Source organism: Enterobacter sp. 296B2, assembly GCF_034106185.1.
GTDB classification, from domain to species: domain Bacteria; phylum Pseudomonadota; class Gammaproteobacteria; order Enterobacterales; family Enterobacteriaceae; genus Enterobacter; species Enterobacter cloacae_N.
The window spans coordinates 46,528-69,299 of the sequence record NZ_JAWNCA010000011.1 but is presented as its reverse complement, the minus strand read 5'-3'; the positions used below and the strand labels follow the sequence as shown (position 1 = coordinate 69,299).

The following is a 22,772-nucleotide window of genomic DNA, read 5'->3' as shown; positions in this document are numbered from 1 at the left end:
ACGCCCCCAAAACGGGGGCGGAGGGGCATTAACGGGTGGCAGGTGACAGGCTCCGCGTAGACGGAGGAGAGAAGAAAACGTCCCCGAACAGCGCGGTGGAGATTTTACGCACCCCGAGCCCGGCAAGGGTACAGATAAGCAGGCTGGCAAACGGGTAGACCAGTATTAAGCACAGTTCTGCCCAGATCGGCCACAGGGCGGCATTCATCTCGCCAATCAGGATCAGGCTGAAGGCCTCTATTAATATGCGGTGGGTGGTATAGATCGCAATGGTGTTTGAGCCAATCACGTTCAGCAGGTTGTTAGGATGCACGGCATAGCGCTGCTCGAAGCTATAGAACAGCTTCATGATCAACACAATCGACAGCAGGGAAAGCAGGAGAGGAACGTTTGCAAACCACAGCACCACGGAGACGGCCGCGAAAGCGCCAGTTGCCAGCCAGGTGCGGCGCAGGTTGAAGCTTTTCATCCACGTCATCAGCTCCGCGCCATACCACGCCCCCATGCTGTAGTAGATCATGTTGCGTACCACGCTGTTCATTCCCCACCACGGCAGAGGCAGGAAGTTGATCGCGATGCTCGCCAGCGCCAGCAGTCCGAGTACCGGCAGCTTCCAGCGGCTCAGCAGTTTACACAGCGTGAAGTAGACCACCAGAGCATACAGATACCACAGGCTGGTGCTGGCGGTGACCATCCCCAGCACAAAGCCTGAGAACGAGTCGGCGTAGGCCGCATTCGACGAGGTGGCAAGCTCGCGGTCAGGCGCCAGCCAGGCATTCAGGTGGGTCAGCGCTTGCCATTGCAGGACGCCCCACAGCGCCAGAACCCAGACAATGCTCCAGATCCGCTTGTCGAGGCTGGTGCGCCAGTCTACCTCATCAATATAACGACGGATCAGATAGCCGGAGATAAAGAAGAAGACCGGCATACGGAACGGGGCGAGATAGAGGTTAAAATAGACCCAGCATTTGGCGAGAAGAGCGGAGAGCGGGTGTTGCAGCCCGCTCAGATGCGGGTAAAAGGTGATGACCGAATGATAGATAACCACCAGGCAGATACAGAGCCCTTTTATCTGGTTAATCCATAATGCTTTTTGCTTCATTGTTCGCGACTACCTTATTGCCATAAACGAACGAGCAATTGTTGTTAAACGAAGCCGGGATGTAACGGGTAACAGTCTGTATCAGGTGGTTTTTCGGAAAAGGTGGAGGCTGTATGGTGACGATTCAGACAATAGCACTCTGATTTATCTGAATTTTTCAGAAAAATGATTACCAAAGCTTACGGTTTCAGTCATTTACCCTTAACGGATTCGCTTATATACTCGTGGGTCTGCTATCAGCAAACAGACGGACTTCATGTATCAACCTGTCGCACTCTTCATAGGCTTACGTTACATGCGTGGGCGCGCCGCGGACCGCTTCGGTCGCTTTGTCTCCTGGCTTTCGACTATTGGCATTACGCTTGGCGTGATGGCACTGGTGACGGTACTTTCCGTTATGAATGGCTTCGAGCGCGAGCTGCAAAACAACATCCTGGGGCTGATGCCGCAGGCCGTTCTCTCCTCCACCAACGGTTCGGTGAACCCGCAACAGCTGCCGGAAAGCGCGGCGAAGCTACAGGGCGTCACGCGCGTTGCGCCGCTCACAACGGGCGACGTGGTGCTGCAAAGTGCCCGCAGCGTGGCGGTCGGCGTGATGCTGGGAATTGACCCGGTGCAAAAAGACCCGCTGACGCCGTTCCTGGTTAACGTCAAGCAGACCGATCTGGAAGCCGGAAAGTACAACGTGATTCTGGGTGAGCAGCTTGCCGGACAGCTTGGCGTCAACCGTGGCGACCAGCTGCGCGTGATGGTGCCGTCCGCAAGCCAGTTTACGCCGATGGGACGTTTGCCAAGCCAGCGCCTGTTTAACGTGGTCGGCACCTTTGCCGCCAACAGCGAAGTTGACGGCTATCAGATGCTGGTGAATATCCAGGACGCGTCACGTCTGATGCGTTACCCGGCGGGAAACATCACCGGCTGGCGCCTGTGGCTCGATCAGCCGCTGAAGGTCGATACCCTCAGCCAGCAGAAACTGCCGGACGGCACCAAATGGCAGGACTGGCGCGAGCGTAAAGGCGAACTGTTCCAGGCCGTGCGAATGGAAAAAAACATGATGGGGCTGCTGCTGAGCCTGATCGTCGCCGTGGCTGCATTTAACATTATCACCTCGCTGGGCCTGATGGTGATGGAGAAGCAGGGCGAAGTCGCCATTCTGCAAACTCAGGGGCTCACGCCGCGCCAGATCATGGCGGTGTTTATGGTGCAGGGGGCCAGTGCCGGTATCATCGGCGCGCTGCTCGGCGCCGTGCTGGGGGCACTGCTTGCCAGCCAGCTTAATAACTTAATGCCGATCATCGGCGCGCTGCTTGACGGCGCGGCGCTGCCGGTGGCTATCGAGCCGCTGCAGGTGGTCGGGATTGCGCTGGCCGCGATGGCCATTGCGCTGCTTTCTACGCTTTATCCTTCCTGGCGCGCTGCCGCCACCCAACCCGCTGAGGCTTTACGTTATGAATAAGATCCTGTTGCAATGCGACAACCTGTCCAAACGCTATCAGGAAGGCACTGTGCAGACCGACGTGCTGCACAATGTGAGCTTTAGCGTGGGTGAGGGCGAGATGATGGCGATTGTCGGCAGCTCCGGCTCGGGCAAAAGTACGCTGCTGCACCTGCTGGGCGGGCTCGATACGCCAACCAGCGGCGACGTGATCTTTTCCGGCCAGCCGATGAGCAAAATGTCCTCTGCAGCGAAGGCCGAGCTGCGTAACCGCGAGCTGGGCTTCATCTACCAGTTCCACCACCTGCTGCCGGATTTCACGGCGCTGGAAAACGTGGCGATGCCGCTGCTGATTGGCAAAAAGAAACCGGCAGAAATTAATGCCCGCGCCAGCGACATGCTGAAAGCGGTAGGGCTGGGGCATCGCGGTAACCATCGTCCGTCAGAGCTTTCCGGCGGCGAGCGCCAGCGCGTGGCGATTGCCCGCGCGCTGGTCAATAATCCGCGCCTGGTGCTGGCGGATGAACCGACCGGTAACCTGGACGCGCGCAATGCGGACAGTATTTTCCAGCTTCTCGGCGAGCTGAACGCCTCGCAGGGGACTGCGTTTCTGGTGGTGACCCACGATCTGCAGCTGGCAAAACGCATGGGGCGCCAGCTTGAGATGCGCGACGGTCATCTGAACGCGGAACTAACCCTGATGGGGGCGGAGTAATGGCGTCACCGTTATCGTTACTTATCGGGTTACGCTTTAGCCGCGGCCGCCGTCGCGGCGGCATGGTGTCGCTCATCTCCGTCATTTCGACCATCGGTATTGCGCTGGGCGTGGCGGTGCTGATTGTGGGCTTAAGCGCCATGAACGGCTTTGAGCGGGAGCTGAATAACCGCATTCTGGCGGTGGTGCCGCACGGGGAAATCGAGCCGGTTAACCAGCCGTGGGCCAACTGGAGCGACGCCCTGACTAAAGTGGAAAAAGTGCCCGGCATTGCGGCGGCCGCGCCCTACATTAACTTTACCGGGCTGGTAGAGAGCGGGGTAAACCTGCGCGCCATCCAGGTGAAAGGGGTCAACCCCGCCCAGGAAGCGCGACTGAGCGCGCTGCCGAACTATGTGCAGAACGGCGCGTGGGCGAACTTTAAGGCCGGCGAGCAGCAGATCATCATGGGCAAAGGCGTTGCCGATGCCCTGAAGGTGAAGCAGGGCGACTGGGTGTCAATCATGATCCCCAACGCCAGCGCTGACCACAAACTGCAGCAGCCCAAGCGCGTGCGCCTGCACGTCACCGGTATTCTCCAGCTGAGCGGCCAGCTTGACCATAGCTTTGCGATGGTGCCGCTGGAAGATGCGCGCCAGTATCTCGACATGGGTGACAGCGTGACGGGCATTGCCATTAAGGTGAACGACGTCTTTAACGCCAACAAACTGGTGCGCGATGCCGGCAGCGTCACCAATAACTATGTCTATATCAAAAGCTGGATCGGTACTTACGGGTATATGTACCGTGATATCCAGATGATCCGCGCGATTATGTATCTGGCGATGGTGCTGGTGATTGGCGTGGCGTGCTTTAATATCGTCTCGACGCTGGTGATGGCGGTTAAGGACAAGAGCGGCGACATCGCCGTGCTGCGTACCCTCGGGGCAAAAGACGGTCTTATTCGCGCCATCTTCGTCTGGTATGGTTTGCTGGCGGGGCTGTTCGGCAGCCTGTGCGGCGTGGTGATTGGCGTGGTGGTTTCCCTGCAGCTGACGCCGATTATCAACGGAATTGAAAAGCTAATCGGCCACCAGTTCCTGTCCGGTGACATCTATTTTATTGACTTCCTGCCGTCTGAACTGCACTGGCTGGACGTTTTTTATGTGCTGCTTACAGCACTTTTACTGAGTCTGCTGGCAAGCTGGTATCCGGCGCGTCGCGCAAGCCGAATCGATCCGGCGAGGGTATTAAGTGGCCAGTAATTACGTCATGGTGTAGCGGTCCTGAGGCCGCTATGTCAGAAAGAGGAATGCACTATGTATTATGGATTTGATATTGGCGGCACCAAGATTGCGCTCGGCGTGTTTGATAAAAACCTCAAACTGCAGTGGGAAACCCGCGTTCCCACCCCGCGCGAAAGCTACGATGAATTTTTAACCGCCATTGCCGCGCTGGTTGCGCAGGCGGATGAACGCTTTGGCATGAAAGGTAGCGTCGGTATCGGGATCCCGGGGATGCCCGAAACCGATGACGGCACGCTGTATGCCGCCAACGTGCCTGCCGCCAGCGGTAAACCGCTGCGCGCCGATCTTTCAGCCCTCCTTGAACGCGACGTGCGTTTAGACAACGATGCCAACTGCTTTGCCCTCTCTGAAGCCTGGGACGATGAGTTCCGTCAATATCCGCTGGTGATGGGGCTGATCCTCGGTACCGGCGTCGGCGGGGGGATTGTCATCAACGGTAAGCCTATTACCGGGCGCAGCTACATAACCGGGGAATTTGGTCATATCCGTCTCCCGGTGGATGCGCTGGAGGTGGTGGGGCGTGACTTCCCGCTGACCCGCTGCGGCTGCGGCCAGCACGGCTGTATTGAGAACTACCTCTCCGGCCGCGGGTTTGCATGGCTTTACGAACACTTCTATCATCAGAAACTTGAGGCCCCTCAAATCATTACCCTGTGGGAGCAGGGGGATGCGCAGGCGCGTGAACACGTCGAGCGTTATCTGGATCTGCTGGCGGTGTGTCTGGGAAATATTCTCACCATCGTCGACCCGGATCTGCTGGTGATCGGGGGAGGGCTATCAAACTTTACCGCGATTACGGAAAGGTTGTCCGGGCGTCTGCCCCGACATTTATTGCCGGTCGCCCGCGTGCCGCGTATTGAACGTGCGCGCCACGGGGACGCAGGAGGCATGCGCGGAGCCGCATTCCTTCATCTCACCGATTAGTTTACGAGGTCTTTATGCTGTCGCGTCGCCAGGGTCGACTCAGCCGTTTTCGCAAAAACAAACGCCGCTTACGAGAGCGCTTGCGCCAGCGGATCTTTTTCAGAGACAGAATAATGCCAGAAGCGATGGATAAACCCAGAGTGGTGGTGCTGACCGGCGCGGGGATCTCCGCCGAGTCAGGAATTCAGACCTTCCGTGCAGCGGACGGGCTGTGGGAAGAGCACCGTGTCGAGGACGTGGCGACGCCGGAAGGCTTTGCCCGCGATCCGGATCTCGTGCAGGCGTTTTACAACGCTCGCCGCCGACAGCTTCAGCAGCCTGAGATTGCGCCGAACGCGGCGCATCTGGCGCTGGCGAAGCTGGAAGAGGCGCTGGGGGATCGTTTTCTGCTGGTGACGCAGAATATCGATAACCTGCACGAGCGGGCCGGCAACAAGAACATCATCCACATGCACGGTGAGCTGCTCAAGGTTCGCTGCGCCTGGAGCGGTCAGGTGCTGGACTGGAAAGAGGACGTGCTGCCGGAAGACAAATGCCACTGCTGCCAGTTCCCGTCGCGCCTGCGTCCGCACGTGGTCTGGTTTGGCGAAATGCCGCTGGGGATGGATGAGATCTACAGCGCGCTGGCGATGACGGACGTGTTTATTGCTATTGGCACATCGGGTCACGTTTACCCGGCGGCGGGGTTTGTTCACGAAGCGCGGCTGCACGGGGCGCATACGGTCGAGCTCAATCTGGAGCCAAGTCAGGTGGGCAGCGAGTTTGAAGAGAAGCAATACGGCCTGGCGAGTGAAGTCGTGCCGGCCTTTGTGGATAAGCTTCTGAAGGGGCTGTAAGAGTAACGGGCGACGCTGCGTCGCCCGTTATGTATTGCATTAACGACCTGCTTTTAACTTCTGATAATACTCTTCGTAAAGGCGACTCGCGTCACCAACGTCGTTCTGCCATTCACCTTTGCTGATGGTGTCGGCATCCGGATAGAGTGACTTATCGTTAGCCACGTCAGGCTTCAGCAGCTTGCGGGCGGCCAGGTTTGGCGTCGGGTAGCCAATCGTCTCGGCAACCTGTTTCGCCACGTCCGGGCGCAACAGGAAGTTGATCAGCTTCAGCGCGCCGTCCACGTTCTTCGCGTTGGCCGGGATCGCAAGGCTATCCATCCAGAAGATGCCGCCTTCCTTCGGCCAGACCACCTCCAGCGGCGTACCGGCCTGGCGGGCAACATACGCAGAGCCGTTCCACACCATCCCCAGGTTCACTTCACCTTCCATATACGGGTTTGCCGGGTTATCTGAGTTGAATGCCGCCACGTTAGGCATCAGCTTTTTCAGCTCGTTGTAAGCCGCATCGATCTCTTTCGGATCGGTGGTATTACCGGAAAAGCCGAGTTTACGCAGCGCGATCTGGAATACTTCGCGCGCATCGTCGGTTAACAACAGGCTGCCTTTGTATTCCGGTTTCCACAGGTCGGCCCAGCCGGTGACCGTTTTCGGATCGATGGCCTCGCTGTTAACGCCAATCGCCGTTGCGCCCCAGATGTACGGAATGGAGTAGTCGTTATTCGGGTCGAACGGCTTGTTGAGCATCTCCGGATCGAGGTTTGAAAAATGGGTTAGCTTCGTTTTATCGATCTTCTGGATCATCCCCTCTTTGCGCATTTTGTCGACAAAGTAGGTGGAGGGAACGACCAGATCGTATGCACCGTCTTTATAGGTTTTCAGCTTGGCATACATGGTTTCATTCGACTCGTAGGTCGAGTAGATAACCTTAATGCCAGTCTCTTTGGTGAACTGCTCCAGCAGGCCTGGCGGCACATACTCGGTCCAGTTGTAGAAGTAGAGCGTTTTGCTGTCATCAGCGTGCGCCGCTCCCATGCCAAGCACCAGCGCCGCAGCGGCGAGCATTTTTTTCATTTCATTGTCCCCTGAGGTTTTGTTTTATCACGAGCAATAACCTGGCTGGCGATCACCAGAACCAGCGAAAACACCAGCAGAATGGTCGCCAGCGCGTTCACCTCTGGCGACACGCCGACTTTGACCATCGAATAGATCTTCAACGGCAGAATTTCATAGCTCGGCCCGGTCACGAAGGAGGAGACCACCACGTCATCCATCGACAGCGTAAAGCTGAGCAGCCATCCTGCCGCCACGGCGGGCATCGCCAGCGGCAGGATGATTTTGCGCAGGATGGTCATTTCGCTGGCGCCCAGATCCTTCGCCGCCTCCAGCATGCGCACGTCGAACCCTTTCAGGCGCGCGAAAACAGTCACCACCACAAACGGCAGGCAGAAGGTGATATGGGAAAACAGCAGCGACCAGAAGCCAAGCTGTACGCCCAGCAGCATAAACAGCACCAGCAGCGAAATCGCCATCACGATGTCCGGCGACATCATCACCACAAACAGCATGCCGCTGACGAACGGCTTGCCGCGAAAGCGATAGCGGTACAGCGCCACGGCGGTGAGGGAGCCAATCAGCGTGGCGAAGGTGGCGGAGACGATCGCCATCGTCAGCGAGTGCTGGGCTGCCTGCAGCAGGCTGTCGTTGTTCATCAGCAGGCTGTACCAGCTGGTGGTAAATCCCTGCCAGTTAATCCCGAACCGCGAGCTGTTAAAAGAGTTCACGATTAAAATGATAATCGGGATATAAAGATAGGCGTAGATGGCGGTCATAAAACCGCCGCGAAGCAGTCGACCGATCATTCGAGTTCCACCCTTTTATTCAGCAGGCGCGACGCGCGCCAGTAGACCAGCAGCATCAGCCCCATCACTACCGTCAGCGTAATGCTTGTCGCGGAACCGAACGGCCAGTCGCGGATGTTCAGGAACTGACTCTTAATCACGTTACCGATCAGCAGGTTTTTCGCTCCGCCCATCAGGTCGGACACGTAGAACAGGCCCATCGCCGGAAGCATTACCAGCAGACAGCCGGCAATAATGCCGGGCATGGTCAGCGGAATAATAATGCGGATGAAGGTCTGAAGCTTGTTAGCCCCCAGGTCTTTTGCCGCCTCCAGCAGCGGTTTATCAAGCTTCTCGATGCTGGAGTAGAGCGGCATCACCATAAACGGCAGCAGGATATAGACCAGACCAACGATCACCGCGCTCGGGGTAAACATGATGCGTATCGGCGTATCAATCACCCCCAGCCACAGCAGAAATTCATTGAGGTAGCCTTTGGTGCTGAGGAAGATTTTCAGCCCGTAGATGCGAATCAGCGAGTTAGTCCAGAACGGCACAATCAGCAGAAACAGCAGCAGCGGGCGCACCTTTTGTGGCAGCCTGGCCAGGAACCATGCGAAAGGGTACCCCAGCAGCAGGCAGGCGACGGTGGCGATCAGCGCCATATTAAGCGAGTGCAGCAGCACGTCGAAATAGAGCGGATCGAGCAGGCGCGCGTAGTTGTCCAGCGTAAAGACCAGCGAAACGAAGTTTGTATCGTCCCGGGTCAGGAAGCTGGTGGCAACGATCATCAGGTTGGGTAAAAAGACAAACAGCACAAGCCAACCGACGATAGTGGCAATCACCACCTTCTGGAACTTACTTGTGTTCTTCATCGGCCAGCACAACCTCCCAGCTTTCTACCCAGTTGATAACCATTTTCTGGTCGAGAGAGTGGTCGAAGTCAGGATCGTCCTCGTTAAAGAATTCGCTGACCATTACCATTTTGCCGTTCTCCAGCTCGACGACAGATTCCAGCGTCATCCCTTTGTAGTTGCGCTCGCGGATATAGCCGATTAACCCTTCGGCCTCGGTATTGCCGTGAATTTCATCGACGCGCAGATCTTCCGGGCGCAGCAGAACGTTGAGCTTTTGTCCCTTTTCGACGGGGAAATTCACCGTGATATTGCACTCGCGTCCTTCAACGCTGGCGCGCACGCGCTTGTCGCCCAGACGCTCAATCACCGTGGCGTTAAAGATATTGATTTCGCCAATGAAGCTGGCGACAAACAGGTTTTTCGGCTCTTCGTAGATTTCGCGCGGCGTACCGTCCTGTTCAATCTTGCCGTCGCGCATCACCACAATACGGTCTGACATGGTCAGTGCCTCTTCCTGGTCGTGGGTGACGAAGACAAAGGTGATGCCAAGCTTGCGCTGTAGCGCTTTCAGCTCGTTCTGCATCTGCTTGCGCAGCTTGTAGTCCAGCGCGGAGAGGGATTCATCCAGCAGAAGCAGGCGCGGTTTATTGACCACGGCGCGGGCAATCGCCACGCGCTGCTGCTGACCGCCGGAGAGCTGGTGGGGCTTACGCTGGGCAAACGCTTCCAGCTGTACCATGCGCAGGGCGTCGGTGACGCGCGGTTCAATCTCATTAGCCGGGGTCTTTTGCATCCGCAGGCCAAACGCCACGTTCTCAAACACGGTCATGTGCGGGAACAGGGCATAGCTCTGAAAGACGGTATTGACGTGGCGATCTTCGGCAGGAACCTGGGTTATGTCCTGGTTCTCAAGATGGATGCGGCCATTATCAACGCTTTCCAGCCCGGCGATAAGGCGCAGTACGGTGGTTTTGCCGCAGCCGGAAGGGCCAAGCAGCGTAAGAAACTCACCATCATTGATGGTCAGGTTGAGGTCGGAAATGACGTCTTTGCCATCAAAGCTTTTACGAATTCGTTCCAGTTGCACCAGCGGTGAACGAGAACGGGATTGTGTATTCAATTTTTGCGCTGTCCCATATAGACGCCTCAGGCAGCAGACTGAAGCGGGGTTTGTGTGTAACCACCTTGGTGACTCGTAATGAGGGCGGACATTCTACGGCAATCCCCCGTAATCGCCAATCCTTGTCACTGATTCATAAGCTACATTTATTAACGTATAAAGATATAAACGTAAAAAGTTCTCGTTTGCGGGATAAAAGTGACCTGACGCAATATTTGCGTTTTGATGCTTACTGATAATGTTGTCACAAAAAGTGAGGGTGACTGCATGGATAAATTACTTGAGCGTTTTTTACAGTATGTTTCGCTGGATACCCAATCTAAGCCGGGTGTCCGCCAGGTGCCGAGCACCGAAGGCCAGTGGAAGTTGTTAAACCTGCTTAAAGAGCAGCTTGACGCCATGGGGCTGGTCAACGTCACGTTAAGCGAAAAAGGCACTGTGATGGGAACGCTGCCGGCGAATATGCCGGGTGATATTCCGGCGATTGGCTTTATCTCCCATGTCGACACCTCTCCGGATTTTAGCGGTAAGCATGTTAACCCGCAGATCGTGGAAAACTACCGCGGCGGCGATATTGCGCTGGGTATTGGCGACGAAGTGCTGTCTCCGGTGATGTTCCCGGTGCTGCACCAGCTGCTCGGTCAGACGCTGATCACCACCGACGGTAAAACGCTGCTGGGAGCGGATGACAAGGCGGGCATCGCGGAGATCATGACCGCGCTGGCGGTGCTGAAAGAGAAAAATATCCCGCACGGAGATATCCGCGTGGCCTTTACGCCGGACGAAGAGGTCGGCAAAGGCGCGAAGCACTTCGACGTGGAAGCCTTTAACGCGCAGTGGGCCTATACCGTTGACGGCGGCGGCGTCGGTGAACTGGAGTATGAAAACTTCAATGCCGCGTCCGTTACGATCAAAATTGTCGGTAACAACGTTCACCCCGGTTCGGCGAAAGGCGTCATGGTGAACGCCCTGTCGCTGGCGTCGCGTATTCATGCGGAAGTCCCGGCGGAAGAGAGCCCTGAACAGACCGAAGGTTACGAGGGTTTTTATCACCTCACCAGCATCAAAGGCACCGTGGACAGCGCGCAGATGCACTACATCATCCGCGATTTCGACCGCAAAGCCTTTGAAGCCCGCAAGCGCAAGATGATGGAGATCGCTAAGAAGGTTGGTAAAGGATTACACCCTGATTGCTATATTGAGCTCATTATCGAAGATAGCTATTACAATATGCGCGAGAAGGTGATGGCCCATCCGCACATTCTTGATATCGCCCAGCAGGCGATGCGCGACTGTGATATTGAACCGCAGCTGAAGCCGATTCGCGGCGGCACCGACGGTTCTCAGCTGTCGTTTATGGGACTGCCGTGCCCGAACCTGTTTACCGGTGGCTATAACTACCACGGCAAGCATGAGTTTGTGACTCTGGAAGGGATGGAAAAAGCAGTGAAGGTGATAGTGCGGATAGCGGAACTTACTGCTAAAGGCTAAAAAACGCCCGGTGGCGCTACGCTTACCGGGCCTACATTCGGATCGTAGGTCGGGTAAGGCGAAGCCGCCACCCGACAATGAGGCAAGGAGTGCCCATGTCAAACTATCGTCGCCACTATATCCCCGGCGGTACATGGTTTTTCACCGTCAACTTGCAAAACCGCCAGAGCGATTTGCTTACCCGTTATATCGACAGTCTGCGCGCTGCCACCTCTTTGGTTAAACGTGCAAAGCCGTTCACAATCAACGCATGGGTTATTCTGCCTGAGCATATGCACTGTATCTGGACCTTACCGGAAGGAGATAGCGACTTTTCGGCACGCTGGCGTGATATCAAAAAAACGTTTAGCCGCAACATCGACATGCGCCACGTATGGCAGCCGCGTTTCTGGGAGCACACCATTCGCAATGAAAAGGATTACCTGCGACATATGGATTACGTCTACATCAATCCGGTGAAGCATGGCTATGTCAGTAAGGTTATTGACTGGCCTTTTTCAACGTTTCATCGCGATGTGGCTGAAGGGTTGTATCCGGTGGATTGGGCGGGAGAGATCGAGGATTTTGCGGCGGGTGAGCGGAAGTGAAAAGCCGGGTGGCGGCTACGCCTTACCCGGCCTACATTCGGATCGTAGGCCCGGTAAGCGAAGGGTATGACCGGATACAAAGGTGACAGATCAGACCGGGAACATAGGTAACACTTTTTAGTCTATCCGGAGCACACTCTGGGTTTTTCGGTCATAGTACGCAAGCGTTATTCCGTTAAAGATGATGGCCTCAAGGCCATCATCTTGTTCTTCCAGCATGATGTACTCATCAGTCAGCGCTTCACTCAGGAACACCGTCCCCTTTTTCCCCATATAGAGTGTCCCCCTTGATTTCACCCTGTAGACCGTACCTCCTTCCGGATAAGCATATTCAGGAACCCTGCCATCCCAGTGACGGCCTGAAGGCTTCCACACCGTTCCGGGCGTTGCACCCGCCAGGGCTTCATGCGGCCTTTCGTAGTTAAACTCTTCCCGGTAGTCACTGAACCACCGCTGTTGTTCTTCCATCGTCATGAAGGTGTTGCCCTGTTTCACTGCACTTTTCAGCGAGCGGTGCATTCGCTCATGACGGCCGTTTTCTTCCGGATGCCCCTTTCTGATACGTTCCGGTCTGATGCCCAGCTTTATCAGCCAGACTGCAAGGCGACTTAACCCGGCGATACCTGTTCCCGCGAACGGCTGACCATTATCCGTTCTCAGGACTTCCGGCAGACCGTACTCCAGGAACGCATCCGTCAGGCACTGCCTGACGAAGGGCTCGCTCTCCCGGTCCGTTCCCCGGCAGCTCAGAAGATACCGGCTGTGATTGTCGGTCAGGGTGAAGGGATGGCAGTATTCCCGGCTCAGCAGCCTGAACTTGCCTTTAAAATCAGCACTCCAGACCTGATTGTTCTCACTGATGATGGTCAGAGGCTGCCGATTACCCGGTGTTCTGCGTTTTCGCTTTTTATCCGGAACCAGGCCTTCACGCTTGAGGATATCGCCGATAGTGCTGGCAGCAGGTACGGTAAAATCGACGTGATGATTGAGCAGCCACATCCGCAGTTTTTTAGGGCCCCAGTCAGGGTGTTTTTGACGCAGGGCAGTCAGGTGTCCGGCAATATCATCAGGAACCGTCCGGGAGTGGGAGTGTGGTGCACGCGATCGGTCAGAGAGAGATGACAGGTCAGAGGGGTCAAAACGCTGAAGCCATTTATAGCCGGTTTTACGGCTGATGCCAAAAAGGCGGCAAAGAGCGGAGAATGAGTCCGTACCTGCATGGCAGGCACGGATAAAATCAAGGCGTTGCATAGGTCGGGTCTCAGTCCAGGGCATAGCGAGTCTCCTCTTCTATGCCAGTTATAACTGTTACCCATGTATCCGGTCTAAAGTGTTACCCATGTTTCCGGTTCATACCTAGCCGCCACCCGGCACATATCATAACTCAGTCCTCAAAGAACCAGTACCCGCTGTTGACCAGCGCGGCCAGCATCGCGAGGAAGGACGGATCTTCCAGCGCATCGCCAAAGGTGTCGGCAGTCAACACCAGATGGCTGGCAATGGCTTCCAGCGCCGGTCGGTGCGGAGAGTCCAGCTTCTCGCCGTTGACGAACACCTCTTCACCGATGCGCAGCACGCGCAATCCGCCCAGACGTACCAGCTTGTCGCCTTGCTGGAGCGCATCGTAAATCTCGTCCGCCTGATACGGCGGCTCCGGTGGCGCAACGTCCAGCTCGTGGCGGGACTGGCTGATAAACTCGCCAAACCATTGTTTAAAGTGTTCCGGCTCGTTGATCAGATCCAGCATCATGCCGCGCAGTTTATCCAGCTCTTCTGGCACGATATCTGCCGGATGCTCTCGCGCAGGTACATCCGGATCGCTGTAGCGATAGCTGCCCAGCTCGCGCTGCAGAACATAGTCGGCAAAGCCGCTGATCATCTCGCGGCCGCTCGGCGCGCGGAATCCAACGGAGTAGTTCAGCGAGTTCTCCAGGGAGTAACCTTCGTGAGGGAATCCCGGCGGAATGTAGAGGATATCGCCCGGCTCCAGCTCTTCGTCGATAATTCCTTCGAACGGATCCACCTGAAGCAGATCCGGGTGCGGGCAGTGCTGTTTCATTGGCACTTTTTCGCCCACGCGCCAGCGGCGGCGGCCCGTACCCTGAATGATAAACACGTCGTACTGGTCCAGATGCGGACCCACGCCGCCGCCCGGTACAGAGAAGGAGATCATCAGATCGTCCATTCGCCAGTCGGGCAGGGCGCGGAACGGGCGCATTAGCGCGGCAGTTGGCTCGTGCCAGTGGTTGACCGCCTGTACCAGCAGCGACCAGTTGCTTTCGCCGAGGTGATCGTAGCTTTCGAAAGGACCGTGGCTGACCTGCCATTTCCCGTCCTGGTGGCTGACCAGGCGGCTGTCGACTTCGTTTTCCATGGCCAGACCGGCCAGCTCGTCAGGCGAGATAGGGTCGACAAAGTTGCTGAACCCGCGTTTCAGAACCACCGGGCGCTTTTGCCAGTAACGTTCGATAAATTCGGGCCAGTTAAGTGTTAAGTGATAATCCATATTTTTTTATTCCGCAGGCTCTTACTGACTCGGATTATAACGGAAGCTCAGGCCCCCGGCTGCGAGATCCTCGCATTTTTCACATAACGGGTTAACTATCGTCCGAAGTGGGCTGCTGTCGACCAAAAATCACTTCCATTCTGGCCCCACCCAGCAAGCTTTCGCTGGTTTCGATTTTGCCATCGTACTGGTCGACAATCTCGCGGGCCACGGCTAATCCCACCCCCTGACCGGGACGCAGCGTATCCGCACGCTGACCGCGATCGAACACCACATCACGTTTATTGCGCGGGATCCCCGGGCCATCATCCTCGACGATAATATGTAATTCGTTATCCGTCTGGCGCGCCGACACTTCCACAAACTCCAGGCAGTACTTGCAGGCGTTATCCAACAGGTTGCCCATCACTTCCATAAAGTCATTTTTTTCGCCGACAAAGCTAATCTCAGGCGAAATATCGAGGCTGATATTCACCCCTTTACGCTGATACACCTTGTTGAGCGCGGACGTGAGATTATCCAGCAGCGGGGCTACCGGGTGCAGCTCGCGGCTTAGGAGCGCGCTGCCGGAACGCATGCTGGCGCGGTGCAGATAATAGCCAATTTGCTGCGAGATTCGGCTGATCTGTTCCAGCATCACCGGCTCGGCATCATCGACGCTCAGCTTTGAGCTGCGCATTGAACGCAGAGTGCTTTGCATCACGGCCAGCGGCGTTTTCAGGCTGTGCGTGAGGTCGGTCAGGGTCGTACGGTACTTATCATAGCGTTCACGCTCGCTTTTCAGCAGGCGATTGAGGTTACGCACCAGGCTGGTCAGCTCACGGGTGGTCTCCGGGTTGAGCTTTTCACGATGATGTTCCTCAAGCTCGCGCACCTCTCGCGCCAGGGACTCAATAGGACGCAAGCTCCACCACGCCGCCACCCAAAGCAGCGGGATCACCAGCAGCAGGTTTGCGGCGAGAACATAAACGAACCAGCCCCAGACCTTATAGGAACGTTTTAGCTCAACCGGGATGGTGTCAATCACCACAATGGTCAACTGCGGCATGTTCATGGTCGCCGGGTAGATATTGATCGCCACCGAGTGCGTCATCTCCGTCTCGGCATCGTCAGCGCGGATTTCATTGAGCTTTTGCTGCATTGAGCGATCTTCGCGGATCAGGGTGCTGGTGGTGTTGAGATCGGCTTCAATCTCATGAAATCCGTTGGTTTTGAGCCATTCAGGACGAATGCTATTGACCAGCCACGGAATATCGCGCTGCGCCCAAAGCAACTTTCCCTTTTCGTTATAAATCATGGCCAGGGTTGGACTCTGCTGATTCAGATTTTCCGGCATTTCAACGGTGATGTGGTTGTCTTCCCATTTCGCCAGGGTATAAAACAGATTGCTTTCGCCGCGTAACAGACGAAAGGTCGTTTTATCGAAGCTGACGCTGTACCCTACGAGGGCGACCATACCGTAGGAGAGCGACAGCACCAACACCACCGCGGCCGTAGCCAGTAAAAAGCGAACCCGCAGCGAGAGGGGCAGAATATGGCGCAAAATCCGTCTCATTTAGCGTAATTCAAACAGGTAGCCCTGACCGCGGACGGTGGTAATCACATCCTGCGGATACTGCGCCTGAATTTTCTTACGCAAACGCCCCATCAGCACGTCGATGGTGTGACTCTCGCGCAGCTCAGCGTCAGGGTAGAGCTGGAGCATTAAGGAGTCTTTGCTCACTACCTTGCCGCTGTTACGGATCAGCGTTTCCATAATGGTGTATTCGAATGCGGTCAGCTTGATCGCTTCATCGTTAATTGAGAGCTCGCGCCGGGAGAGATCCACCTGGAAAGGCGGAATGGAGATAACCTGTGAAGCCAGCCCGCTGTTGCGGCGTAACAGCGCCTGCATGCGCGCCGCCACTTCTTCAATATGGAACGGTTTGGTGACGTAATCATCCGCACCGGCGCTGAGCACTTCAACTTTGTCCTGCCAGCCTTCGCGTGCCGTCAGAACCAGAACCGGCAGAGAAACATCATGGCTGCGCCAGCGACGAATTAACGACAGGCCGTCTTCATCAGGCAGGCCTAAATCGACAATGGCGATGTCCGGCAGGTGTTCATTGAGATAATAATCGGCTTCTTTTGCATCTTCAGCATCGTCCACCTGATGTCCCATCTCCTGAAGCTGAACCTTCAGGTGGTGGCGTAGCAATGCGTTATCCTCAACAACCAGTACGCGCATCATCTTTTCTCCGGGAATAAATAGTATGAATAGTTTAACGCTGATTATGTTGCTGTGGGGATAAACATTCAGTAAACCGGGGAAAAGCAACCCCCTTTCCGGGCGGAAAGGGGGGGGAAGGACGTTATTTCAGCTCGTCAACCATGGTGATGGCGCGGCCAATGTAATTCGCCGGGGTCATGGCTTTCAGGCGGGTTTTCTCTTCTTCCGGCAGTGCCAGACCGTCGATAAACTGCTTCATGCCTTCGGCGTCAACGCGTTTACCGCGGGTCAGCTCTTTCAGCTTCTCGTACGGCTTTTCGATACCGTAACGGCGCATCACGGTCTGAATCGGCTCTGCCAGCACTTCCCAGTTGTGATCCAGTTCGTCCAGCAGACGATCGCGGTTCACTTCCAGTTTGCTCACGCCTTTCAGGGTGGACTGATACGCGATCAGCGCGTAGCCGATGCCCACGCCCAGGTTACGCAGTACGGTGGAGTCGGTCAGGTCGCGCTGCCAGCGGGAAACCGGCAGTTTGCTCGCCATATGCTGCAGCACGGCATTCGCCAGGCCCAGGTTGCCTTCAGAGTTTTCGAAGTCGATGGGGTTCACTTTGTGCGGCATGGTGGAGGAGCCGATTTCACCGGCGATGGTTTTCTGCTTGAAGTGGTTCAGCGCGATGTAGCCCCAAACGTCACGATCGAAGTCGATCAGGATGGTGTTGAAGCGCGCGATGCAGTCAAACAGCTCGGCGATGTAGTCGTGCGGCTCAATCTGGGTGGTGTACGGGTTCCACTGAATGCCCAGCGAGGTCACGAACTCTTCGCTGAACTGGTGCCAGTCCACTTCCGGGTAAGCGGCGATGTGGGCGTTATAGTTACCGACCGCGCCGTTGATTTTGCCCAGAATCTCAACCTGTTCCAGCTGACGATACTGGCGCTCCATGCGGTACGCCACGTTCGCCATCTCTTTACCCATGGTGGATGGGGTGGCCGGCTGGCCATGGGTACGGGAAAGCAGTGGAATATCGCGGTATTCCACGGAGAGTGTTTTCACCGCGTCGATGATTTTACGCCAGTAAGGCAACACAACCTCTTTACGCGCGGTGGAGAGCATCAGCGCGTGAGACAGGTTGTTGATATCTTCGGAAGTACAGGCGAAGTGAATGAATTCGGATACCGCGTGCAGGGCAGGGACGCTTTCCACTTTCTCTTTCAGGAAGTACTCAACCGCTTTCACGTCGTGGTTGGTGGTGCGTTCAATGGTCTTAATACGCGCGGCGTCTTCTTCGCTAAATTCAGCAACGATTTTATCAAGGTAATCGTTTGCCTTTTCATCAAAAGCAGGAACTTCCTTGATTGCTGCCTGGGCGGCCAGCTTCTGCAGCCAGCGTACTTCAACCTGAACACGGAACTTCAGCAAACCATATTCGCTGAAGATCCCGCGCAGCGCGCTGACTTTATCGCCGTAGCGTCCATCGACAGGGGATACGGCGGTCAGTGAGGATAATTCCATAATTCGCAACTCCGGGAGGTTAACAATGAGCAAGAATTTGTTTTGCCTGAGTGGTCAGGCGATTACGAGAAAACATTAACTGCAGGCGGCCACCGCCAACCTGGTGCCACAGCACGGCAGCGCGGATCCCTGCCAGCAGGGACGCGCGCACTTTTGCCTGTACCTGCGGACTTTGCAGTACGGCAGGGGATCCGGTGACCTGAATACGCGGGCCCAGCGGGCTGATGACATCAACGTAAATGCCCGCCATGGCGCTCAGCAGCGTTTCGGACTGCAGGTCGAAATGGTCGAGCTGACGCTGTAACCCGGCGATGCGATCGCCCAGGGTATTAAGCGCGCCTTTCGCGGCGCTCAGCTTACGCTCCAGCACCATCAGGCTTAAGGTGTAGCGGGTCAGCTCCGCGTTTAACCCCTGACGGCTGCTGGCGTTAAGTACGCCAAGCAGGGTTTCAAGACCGAGACGAAGATTGGTTTCACTGCCGCCGAACACACCCAGAGTTGAACCGGGGTTGAGGTCGATAACGCTGTTGAGCGAAACGTGCAGGGCGTCAGCGTCGCAGTGACCCTGATGCGCCAGCTGTTGCACCAGACGAGCTGACTGGCAAATTCCCGCCAGCGCCAGGGTGATGTCATAGTAATTCTTCGCCACACGGTCTCCTTTATGTGTGCAATCGGTTAAACAGCGGGCAGCGGCAGGCGCTGTTCAATGATCCCGCCGCCCAGGCAGATCTCACCGCTGTAGAAGACAGCAGACTGGCCCGGGGTAACGGCGGCGACCGGCTCGTCGAAACGCACGTCAATACGGTCATCATCAAGCGCGGTGATGGTGCAAGGAATATCGGTCTGGCGGTAGCGCGTTTTCACCGTGCAGCGCAGCGTGCCTTTCAGCGGCTCGCGATCGACCCAGTGCAGCTGCTGTGCGATAAGGCCAACGGACATCAGACGCGGGTGGTCGTGACCCTGAGCCACCACCAGAATATTGTTTTCGACGTCTTTGTCGACCACGTACCACGGATCTTCGCTGCCTTCTTTGGTCCCGCCAATACCCAGGCCTTTACGCTGGCCTAAGGTGTGGTACATCAGCCCCTGATGCTGACCAATCTCGTCGCCATCAACGGTGACAATTTTACCCGGCTGCGCAGGGAGGTAGCGGCCAAGGAAATCACGGAACTTTCGCTCGCCGATAAAGCAGATACCGGTAGAGTCTTTTTTCTTCGCGGTGATCAGGTCCAGCTCTTCAGCGATTTTACGCACTTCCGGTTTTTCCAGTTCGCCAACCGGGAACAGGCTTTGCGCAATCTGTTCGTGGCTCAGCGTATAAAGGAAGTAGCTCTGATCTTTGTTGCCGTCCAGGCCGCGCAGCAGCTGGCTTTTGCCATTCACGTCTGCACGACGCACGTAGTGACCGGTCGCAATGTAGTCTGCGCCCAGATCTTCCGCGGCGAATTCCAGGAAGGCTTTAAATTTGATCTCTTTGTTGCACAGAATATCCGGGTTCGGGGTGCGGCCTGCTTTGTACTCTTCAAGGAACAGTTCAAAGACGTTATCCCAGTATTCTGCGGCAAAGTTAACGGTATGCAGTTCAATGCCGAGCTTATCGCATACGGCCTGCGCATCGGCGAGATCCGCAGCGGCAGTGCAGTATTCCTCGCCATCGTCTTCCTCCCAGTTCTTCATGAACAGGCCCTCCACCTTATAGCCCTGTTGCTGTAACAGGTAGGCGGAAACGGAGGAATCGACACCGCCGGACATGCCGACGATCACTTTTTTCTGGCTGTTATCTGACATGGAATACTCACGACATTGAACTTCAAGGCGGCGTATTCTATCACGCCCCCCCACCGATGACACCCTCTGTAAACGGCCAGTTAAATTCTCCGATGACACCCAGCGGCAAGCGCGCGTCTGACTGCCAGCAGCGGATGCTTTCCGCAACCAGCGGTGAGCGCAGGTTTGGCGCGTTCAGGATCTCCTCGGCGGTGACCCACAGGCAGCGATCGATATCGTCATCGTGCGGTTCAGTGGCGCACGTTTCGCTAAGCTCAACGGCAAATAAAAAGCGCAGGAATGGGGTGCTGTCGGGTGCAATCCACTGGTGCATGCGAATGAAGTGCTGCGGTTCAGCGTGAATGCCCGTCTCTTCCCAGAGCTCGCGCTTCGCGGCCTGCAGCAACGTTTCATTGGCTTCAAGATGCCCGGCAGGCTGATTCCACAGCGCCTTGCCGTTGATGCTCTCTTCCACAACGAGGAATTTTCCCTGCGCATGCACCACGCAGGCGACCGTAACATGAGGTTTAAACATCGTTTCTCCTTAAGGGGCAACGTCGCGCCATTCGCCGTTTGCCAGCGAATCCAGCGTGTAGCTGCCCATGGCGTAGCGAATCAGACGCAGGGTAGGGAAGCCGACGTGTGCGGTCATGCGCCTCACCTGACGGTTGCGGCCTTCATACAGGGTGATTTTGAGCCAGCTTGTCGGGATGGATTTGCGCTCGCGAATGGGTGGGTTACGCGGCCACAGCCACTCCGGCTCATTCACGCGTTCAATACCGGCGGGCAGGGTGGGGCCGTCGTTCAGCGTCACGCCGCTGCGTAATTTCGCCAGCGTCTCTTCGTCCGGCTCGCCCTCGACCTGCACGAAGTAAATTTTTCCGGTGCGTTTGCCCGGCTGCGTGAGCTTCGCCTGCAGAGCGCCGTCATTGGTTAAGACCAAAAGTCCTTCGCTGTCCCGGTCCAGACGCCCGGCGGCGTAAACACCCTGAACGGGGATGTAATCCTTCAGCGTGCTGCGCCCGGCCTCATCGGTGAACTGCGGCAAAACATCGTAGGGTTTATTGAACAAAATCACCCGCTTCGGCTGGGTTTGCTGGGGTCGTCTGGTGGCTTGCCGCGAGCTGAATCGCTCAACCCGGTGTTTTGTAAAAGAAGTTTTCTTCATGGTATTTTCAGGCGTTATCAATTGCCGCATTATAGCCTAATAACGAAGACCTTTCATGGCGCAGGACAATCAGGTACTATCGAAGGGCTCATTACAATTTATTAACATAAGATCAGTAACAACCAGAAGCGCTCGAAGGAGAGGTTAATGGAAAGCAAAGTAGTTGTTCCGGCGGAAGGTAAAAAGATCACCCTGCAAAACGGCAAGATTAACGTTCCTGACAATCCGATTATCCCGTTCATCGAAGGTGATGGTATCGGCGTAGACGTTACCCCGGCAATGCTGAAAGTGGTTGATGCCGCTGTTGAGAAAGCCTACAAAGGCGAGCGTAAAATTTCCTGGATGGAAATTTACACCGGTGAGAAATCGACTCAAGTTTATGGCCAGGACGTCTGGCTGCCAGCGGAAACGCTGGACCTGATCCGCGAATACCGCGTTGCTATTAAAGGCCCACTGACTACCCCAGTTGGTGGCGGCATCCGTTCCCTGAACGTGGCACTGCGTCAGGAGCTTGACCTGTACGTGTGTCTGCGTCCGGTTCGTTACTATCAGGGCACCCCAAGCCCGGTTAAGCACCCTGAACTGACCGACATGGTTATCTTCCGCGAAAACTCAGAAGACATCTACGCGGGTATCGAATGGAAAGCGGACTCTGCTGACGCAGAAAAAGTGATTAAATTCCTGCGCGAAGAGATGGGCGTGAAGAAAATTCGCTTCCCTGAGCATTGCGGTATCGGCATCAAGCCGTGCTCCGAAGAAGGGACCAAACGTCTGGTGCGTGCGGCCATCGAATATGCGATCACCAACGACCGTGACTCTGTGACCCTGGTTCACAAGGGCAACATCATGAAGTTCACCGAAGGCGCGTTCAAAGACTGGGGCTACCAGCTGGCGACCGAAGAGTTCGGCGGTGAGTTGATCGACGGCGGCCCGTGGCAGAAGATTAAGAACCCGAACACCGGCAAAGAGATCATCATTAAAGATGTGATCGCCGATGCGTTCCTGCAGCAGATCCTGCTGCGTCCTGCAGAATACGACGTCATTGCCTGTATGAACCTGAACGGTGACTACATTTCTGACGCCCTGGCAGCGCAGGTTGGCGGTATCGGTATCGCCCCTGGCGCGAACATCGGTGACGAGTGCGCCCTGTTCGAAGCGACCCACGGTACTGCGCCTAAATATGCCGGGCAGGACAAAGTGAACCCAGGCTCTATCATCCTGTCCGCAGAGATGATGCTGCGTCATATGGAATGGTTCGAAGCCGCAGACCTGATCGTCAAAGGTATGGAAGGCGCGATTAACGCCAAAACCGTCACCTATGACTTCGAACGTCTGATGGAAGGCGCTAAGCTGCTGAAATGTTCAGAGTTCGGCGACGCGATTATCGCGAACATGTAATCCAGATTCTGGGTTTA

At 56.0% G+C, this 22,772-nt stretch carries 22 protein-coding genes; 8 read left to right on the top strand and 14 right to left on the bottom strand.

Annotated elements, in window-relative coordinates; translation table 11 throughout:
- Positions 1–28: 28 nt before the first annotated feature.
- Positions 29–1,102, bottom strand: coding sequence for an acyltransferase family protein (locus URZ40_RS10625; protein ID WP_316378918.1), 1,074 nt, complete (start codon positions 1,100–1,102; stop codon positions 29–31).
- Between the two features lie 256 nt (positions 1,103–1,358).
- Between URZ40_RS10625 and lolC the strand changes: the two genes are divergently transcribed.
- The 5 genes from lolC to cobB are packed head-to-tail and all read left to right on the top strand — an operon-like array spanning position 1,359 to position 6,298.
- Entirely contained in the window at positions 1,359–2,558 is a 1,200-nt protein-coding gene (lolC, locus tag URZ40_RS10620) for a lipoprotein-releasing ABC transporter permease subunit LolC (protein ID WP_320720511.1), read from the top strand.
- Positions 2,551–3,252 (top strand): lipoprotein-releasing ABC transporter ATP-binding protein LolD, encoded by a 702-nt coding sequence (lolD, locus tag URZ40_RS10615; RefSeq protein WP_112781858.1) that lies wholly within the window; start codon positions 2,551–2,553, stop codon positions 3,250–3,252. Before lolC ends, lolD begins: the two co-directional genes overlap by 8 nt.
- Positions 3,252–4,496 carry a lipoprotein-releasing ABC transporter permease subunit LolE gene (gene lolE / locus URZ40_RS10610; RefSeq protein ID WP_116340629.1) on the top strand — a complete coding sequence of 415 codons (1,245 nt, stop codon included), beginning with the start codon at positions 3,252–3,254 and terminating at the stop codon, positions 4,494–4,496. The genes lolD and lolE overlap by 1 nt, the downstream gene beginning before the upstream one ends.
- Before the next feature lie 54 nt (positions 4,497–4,550).
- Positions 4,551–5,462, top strand: coding sequence for an N-acetylglucosamine kinase (gene nagK, locus URZ40_RS10605; protein WP_316378919.1), 912 nt, complete (start codon positions 4,551–4,553; stop codon positions 5,460–5,462).
- Positions 5,463–5,476: 14 nt separating this feature from the next.
- Positions 5,477–6,298, top strand: a complete 822-nt coding sequence (gene cobB / locus URZ40_RS10600; protein ID WP_320720510.1) for a Sir2 family NAD+-dependent deacetylase — start codon at positions 5,477–5,479, stop codon at positions 6,296–6,298.
- A gap of 39 nt (positions 6,299–6,337) precedes the next feature.
- Here cobB and potD read toward each other — a convergent pair whose 3' ends face one another.
- The 4 genes from potD to potA are packed head-to-tail and all read right to left on the bottom strand — an operon-like array spanning position 6,338 to position 10,146.
- The gene (gene potD, locus URZ40_RS10595; protein WP_163328775.1) at positions 6,338–7,372 is read right to left on the bottom strand and encodes a spermidine/putrescine ABC transporter substrate-binding protein PotD; all 1,035 of its coding nucleotides are present in this window, start codon (positions 7,370–7,372) and stop codon (positions 6,338–6,340) included.
- Complete coding sequence (potC, locus tag URZ40_RS10590) at positions 7,369–8,160, bottom strand: spermidine/putrescine ABC transporter permease PotC (protein WP_316378921.1); 792 nt, start codon at positions 8,158–8,160, stop codon at positions 7,369–7,371. Before potC ends, potD begins: the two co-directional genes overlap by 4 nt.
- On the bottom strand, positions 8,157–9,014 hold the full coding sequence (gene potB, locus URZ40_RS10585; RefSeq protein ID WP_316378922.1) for a spermidine/putrescine ABC transporter permease PotB: 858 nt from the start codon (positions 9,012–9,014) through the stop codon (positions 8,157–8,159). The genes potC and potB overlap by 4 nt, the downstream gene beginning before the upstream one ends.
- On the bottom strand, positions 8,998–10,146 hold the full coding sequence (potA, locus tag URZ40_RS10580) for a spermidine/putrescine ABC transporter ATP-binding protein PotA (RefSeq protein ID WP_316379295.1): 1,149 nt from the start codon (positions 10,144–10,146) through the stop codon (positions 8,998–9,000). Before potA ends, potB begins: the two co-directional genes overlap by 17 nt.
- Positions 10,147–10,383: 237 nt before the next feature.
- On the opposite strand from potA, the gene pepT reads away from it, so the two are divergent.
- The gene (gene pepT / locus URZ40_RS10575) at positions 10,384–11,607 is read left to right on the top strand and encodes a peptidase T (RefSeq protein WP_163328783.1); all 1,224 of its coding nucleotides are present in this window, start codon (positions 10,384–10,386) and stop codon (positions 11,605–11,607) included.
- 95 nt (positions 11,608–11,702) lie between these two features.
- On the top strand, positions 11,703–12,194 hold the full coding sequence (locus URZ40_RS10570; protein ID WP_116340615.1) for an REP-associated tyrosine transposase: 492 nt from the start codon (positions 11,703–11,705) through the stop codon (positions 12,192–12,194).
- Positions 12,195–12,311: 117 nt separating this feature from the next.
- Here URZ40_RS10570 and URZ40_RS10565 read toward each other — a convergent pair whose 3' ends face one another.
- The 9 genes from URZ40_RS10565 to rluE all read right to left on the bottom strand — a co-directional run bounded on the left by URZ40_RS10565 (position 12,312) and on the right by rluE (position 21,387).
- On the bottom strand, positions 12,312–13,469 hold the full coding sequence (locus URZ40_RS10565) for a DDE-type integrase/transposase/recombinase (protein ID WP_316380356.1): 1,158 nt from the start codon (positions 13,467–13,469) through the stop codon (positions 12,312–12,314).
- Between the two features lie 109 nt (positions 13,470–13,578).
- Positions 13,579–14,700, bottom strand: coding sequence for a cupin domain-containing protein (locus URZ40_RS10560; protein ID WP_116340613.1), 1,122 nt, complete (start codon positions 14,698–14,700; stop codon positions 13,579–13,581).
- A gap of 91 nt (positions 14,701–14,791) precedes the next feature.
- Positions 14,792–16,255 (bottom strand): two-component system sensor histidine kinase PhoQ, encoded by a 1,464-nt coding sequence (gene phoQ / locus URZ40_RS10555; protein ID WP_116340611.1) that lies wholly within the window; start codon positions 16,253–16,255, stop codon positions 14,792–14,794.
- The gene (phoP, locus tag URZ40_RS10550) at positions 16,256–16,927 is read right to left on the bottom strand and encodes a two-component system response regulator PhoP (protein WP_116341160.1); all 672 of its coding nucleotides are present in this window, start codon (positions 16,925–16,927) and stop codon (positions 16,256–16,258) included.
- A 124-nt stretch (positions 16,928–17,051) separates the two neighbouring features.
- The gene (purB, locus tag URZ40_RS10545) at positions 17,052–18,422 is read right to left on the bottom strand and encodes an adenylosuccinate lyase (RefSeq protein ID WP_088126880.1); all 1,371 of its coding nucleotides are present in this window, start codon (positions 18,420–18,422) and stop codon (positions 17,052–17,054) included.
- Positions 18,423–18,441: 19 nt separating this feature from the next.
- Positions 18,442–19,071, bottom strand: a complete 630-nt coding sequence (gene hflD, locus URZ40_RS10540) for a high frequency lysogenization protein HflD (RefSeq protein WP_013097081.1) — start codon at positions 19,069–19,071, stop codon at positions 18,442–18,444.
- Positions 19,072–19,097: 26 nt separating this feature from the next.
- A complete protein-coding gene (gene mnmA, locus URZ40_RS10535) occupies positions 19,098–20,210 on the bottom strand; it encodes a tRNA 2-thiouridine(34) synthase MnmA (protein WP_028012751.1) in 1,113 nt (370 codons plus the stop codon).
- A gap of 40 nt (positions 20,211–20,250) precedes the next feature.
- Entirely contained in the window at positions 20,251–20,724 is a 474-nt protein-coding gene (locus URZ40_RS10530) for an NUDIX hydrolase (protein ID WP_316378925.1), read from the bottom strand.
- 9 nt (positions 20,725–20,733) lie between these two features.
- Complete coding sequence (gene rluE, locus URZ40_RS10525) at positions 20,734–21,387, bottom strand: 23S rRNA pseudouridine(2457) synthase RluE (RefSeq protein WP_320720509.1); 654 nt, start codon at positions 21,385–21,387, stop codon at positions 20,734–20,736.
- A 117-nt stretch (positions 21,388–21,504) separates the two neighbouring features.
- On the opposite strand from rluE, the gene icd reads away from it, so the two are divergent.
- Positions 21,505–22,755 carry an NADP-dependent isocitrate dehydrogenase gene (icd, locus tag URZ40_RS10520; protein WP_192981663.1) on the top strand — a complete coding sequence of 417 codons (1,251 nt, stop codon included), beginning with the start codon at positions 21,505–21,507 and terminating at the stop codon, positions 22,753–22,755.
- The last annotated feature ends 17 nt before the right edge of the window (positions 22,756–22,772 follow it).

What these genes read in the sequence shown, in the direction of transcription:
- mnmA (WP_028012751.1), bottom strand. Translation starts at nt 20,210, where the DNA reads ATGTCAGATAACAGCCAGAAAAAAGTGATCGTCGGCATGTCCGGCGGT.
- lolC (WP_320720511.1), top strand. Translation starts at nt 1,359, where the DNA reads ATGTATCAACCTGTCGCACTCTTCATAGGCTTACGTTACATGCGTGGG.
- cobB (WP_320720510.1), top strand. Translation starts at nt 5,477, where the DNA reads ATGCTGTCGCGTCGCCAGGGTCGACTCAGCCGTTTTCGCAAAAACAAA.
- potD (WP_163328775.1), bottom strand. Translation starts at nt 7,372, where the DNA reads ATGAAAAAAATGCTCGCCGCTGCGGCGCTGGTGCTTGGCATGGGAGCG.
- URZ40_RS10570 (WP_116340615.1), top strand. Translation starts at nt 11,703, where the DNA reads ATGTCAAACTATCGTCGCCACTATATCCCCGGCGGTACATGGTTTTTC.
- potB (WP_316378922.1), bottom strand. Translation starts at nt 9,014, where the DNA reads ATGAAGAACACAAGTAAGTTCCAGAAGGTGGTGATTGCCACTATCGTC.
- lolE (WP_116340629.1), top strand. Translation starts at nt 3,252, where the DNA reads ATGGCGTCACCGTTATCGTTACTTATCGGGTTACGCTTTAGCCGCGGC.
- potC (WP_316378921.1), bottom strand. Translation starts at nt 8,160, where the DNA reads ATGATCGGTCGACTGCTTCGCGGCGGTTTTATGACCGCCATCTACGCC.
- pepT (WP_163328783.1), top strand. Translation starts at nt 10,384, where the DNA reads ATGGATAAATTACTTGAGCGTTTTTTACAGTATGTTTCGCTGGATACC.
- phoP (WP_116341160.1), bottom strand. Translation starts at nt 16,927, where the DNA reads ATGCGCGTACTGGTTGTTGAGGATAACGCATTGCTACGCCACCACCTG.
- URZ40_RS10530 (WP_316378925.1), bottom strand. Translation starts at nt 20,724, where the DNA reads ATGTTTAAACCTCATGTTACGGTCGCCTGCGTGGTGCATGCGCAGGGA.
- purB (WP_088126880.1), bottom strand. Translation starts at nt 18,422, where the DNA reads ATGGAATTATCCTCACTGACCGCCGTATCCCCTGTCGATGGACGCTAC.
- icd (WP_192981663.1), top strand. Translation starts at nt 21,505, where the DNA reads ATGGAAAGCAAAGTAGTTGTTCCGGCGGAAGGTAAAAAGATCACCCTG.
- URZ40_RS10565 (WP_316380356.1), bottom strand. Translation starts at nt 13,469, where the DNA reads ATGCCCTGGACTGAGACCCGACCTATGCAACGCCTTGATTTTATCCGT.
- nagK (WP_316378919.1), top strand. Translation starts at nt 4,551, where the DNA reads ATGTATTATGGATTTGATATTGGCGGCACCAAGATTGCGCTCGGCGTG.
- lolD (WP_112781858.1), top strand. Translation starts at nt 2,551, where the DNA reads ATGAATAAGATCCTGTTGCAATGCGACAACCTGTCCAAACGCTATCAG.
- rluE (WP_320720509.1), bottom strand. Translation starts at nt 21,387, where the DNA reads ATGCGGCAATTGATAACGCCTGAAAATACCATGAAGAAAACTTCTTTT.
- phoQ (WP_116340611.1), bottom strand. Translation starts at nt 16,255, where the DNA reads ATGAGACGGATTTTGCGCCATATTCTGCCCCTCTCGCTGCGGGTTCGC.
- URZ40_RS10560 (WP_116340613.1), bottom strand. Translation starts at nt 14,700, where the DNA reads ATGGATTATCACTTAACACTTAACTGGCCCGAATTTATCGAACGTTAC.
- URZ40_RS10625 (WP_316378918.1), bottom strand. Translation starts at nt 1,102, where the DNA reads ATGAAGCAAAAAGCATTATGGATTAACCAGATAAAAGGGCTCTGTATC.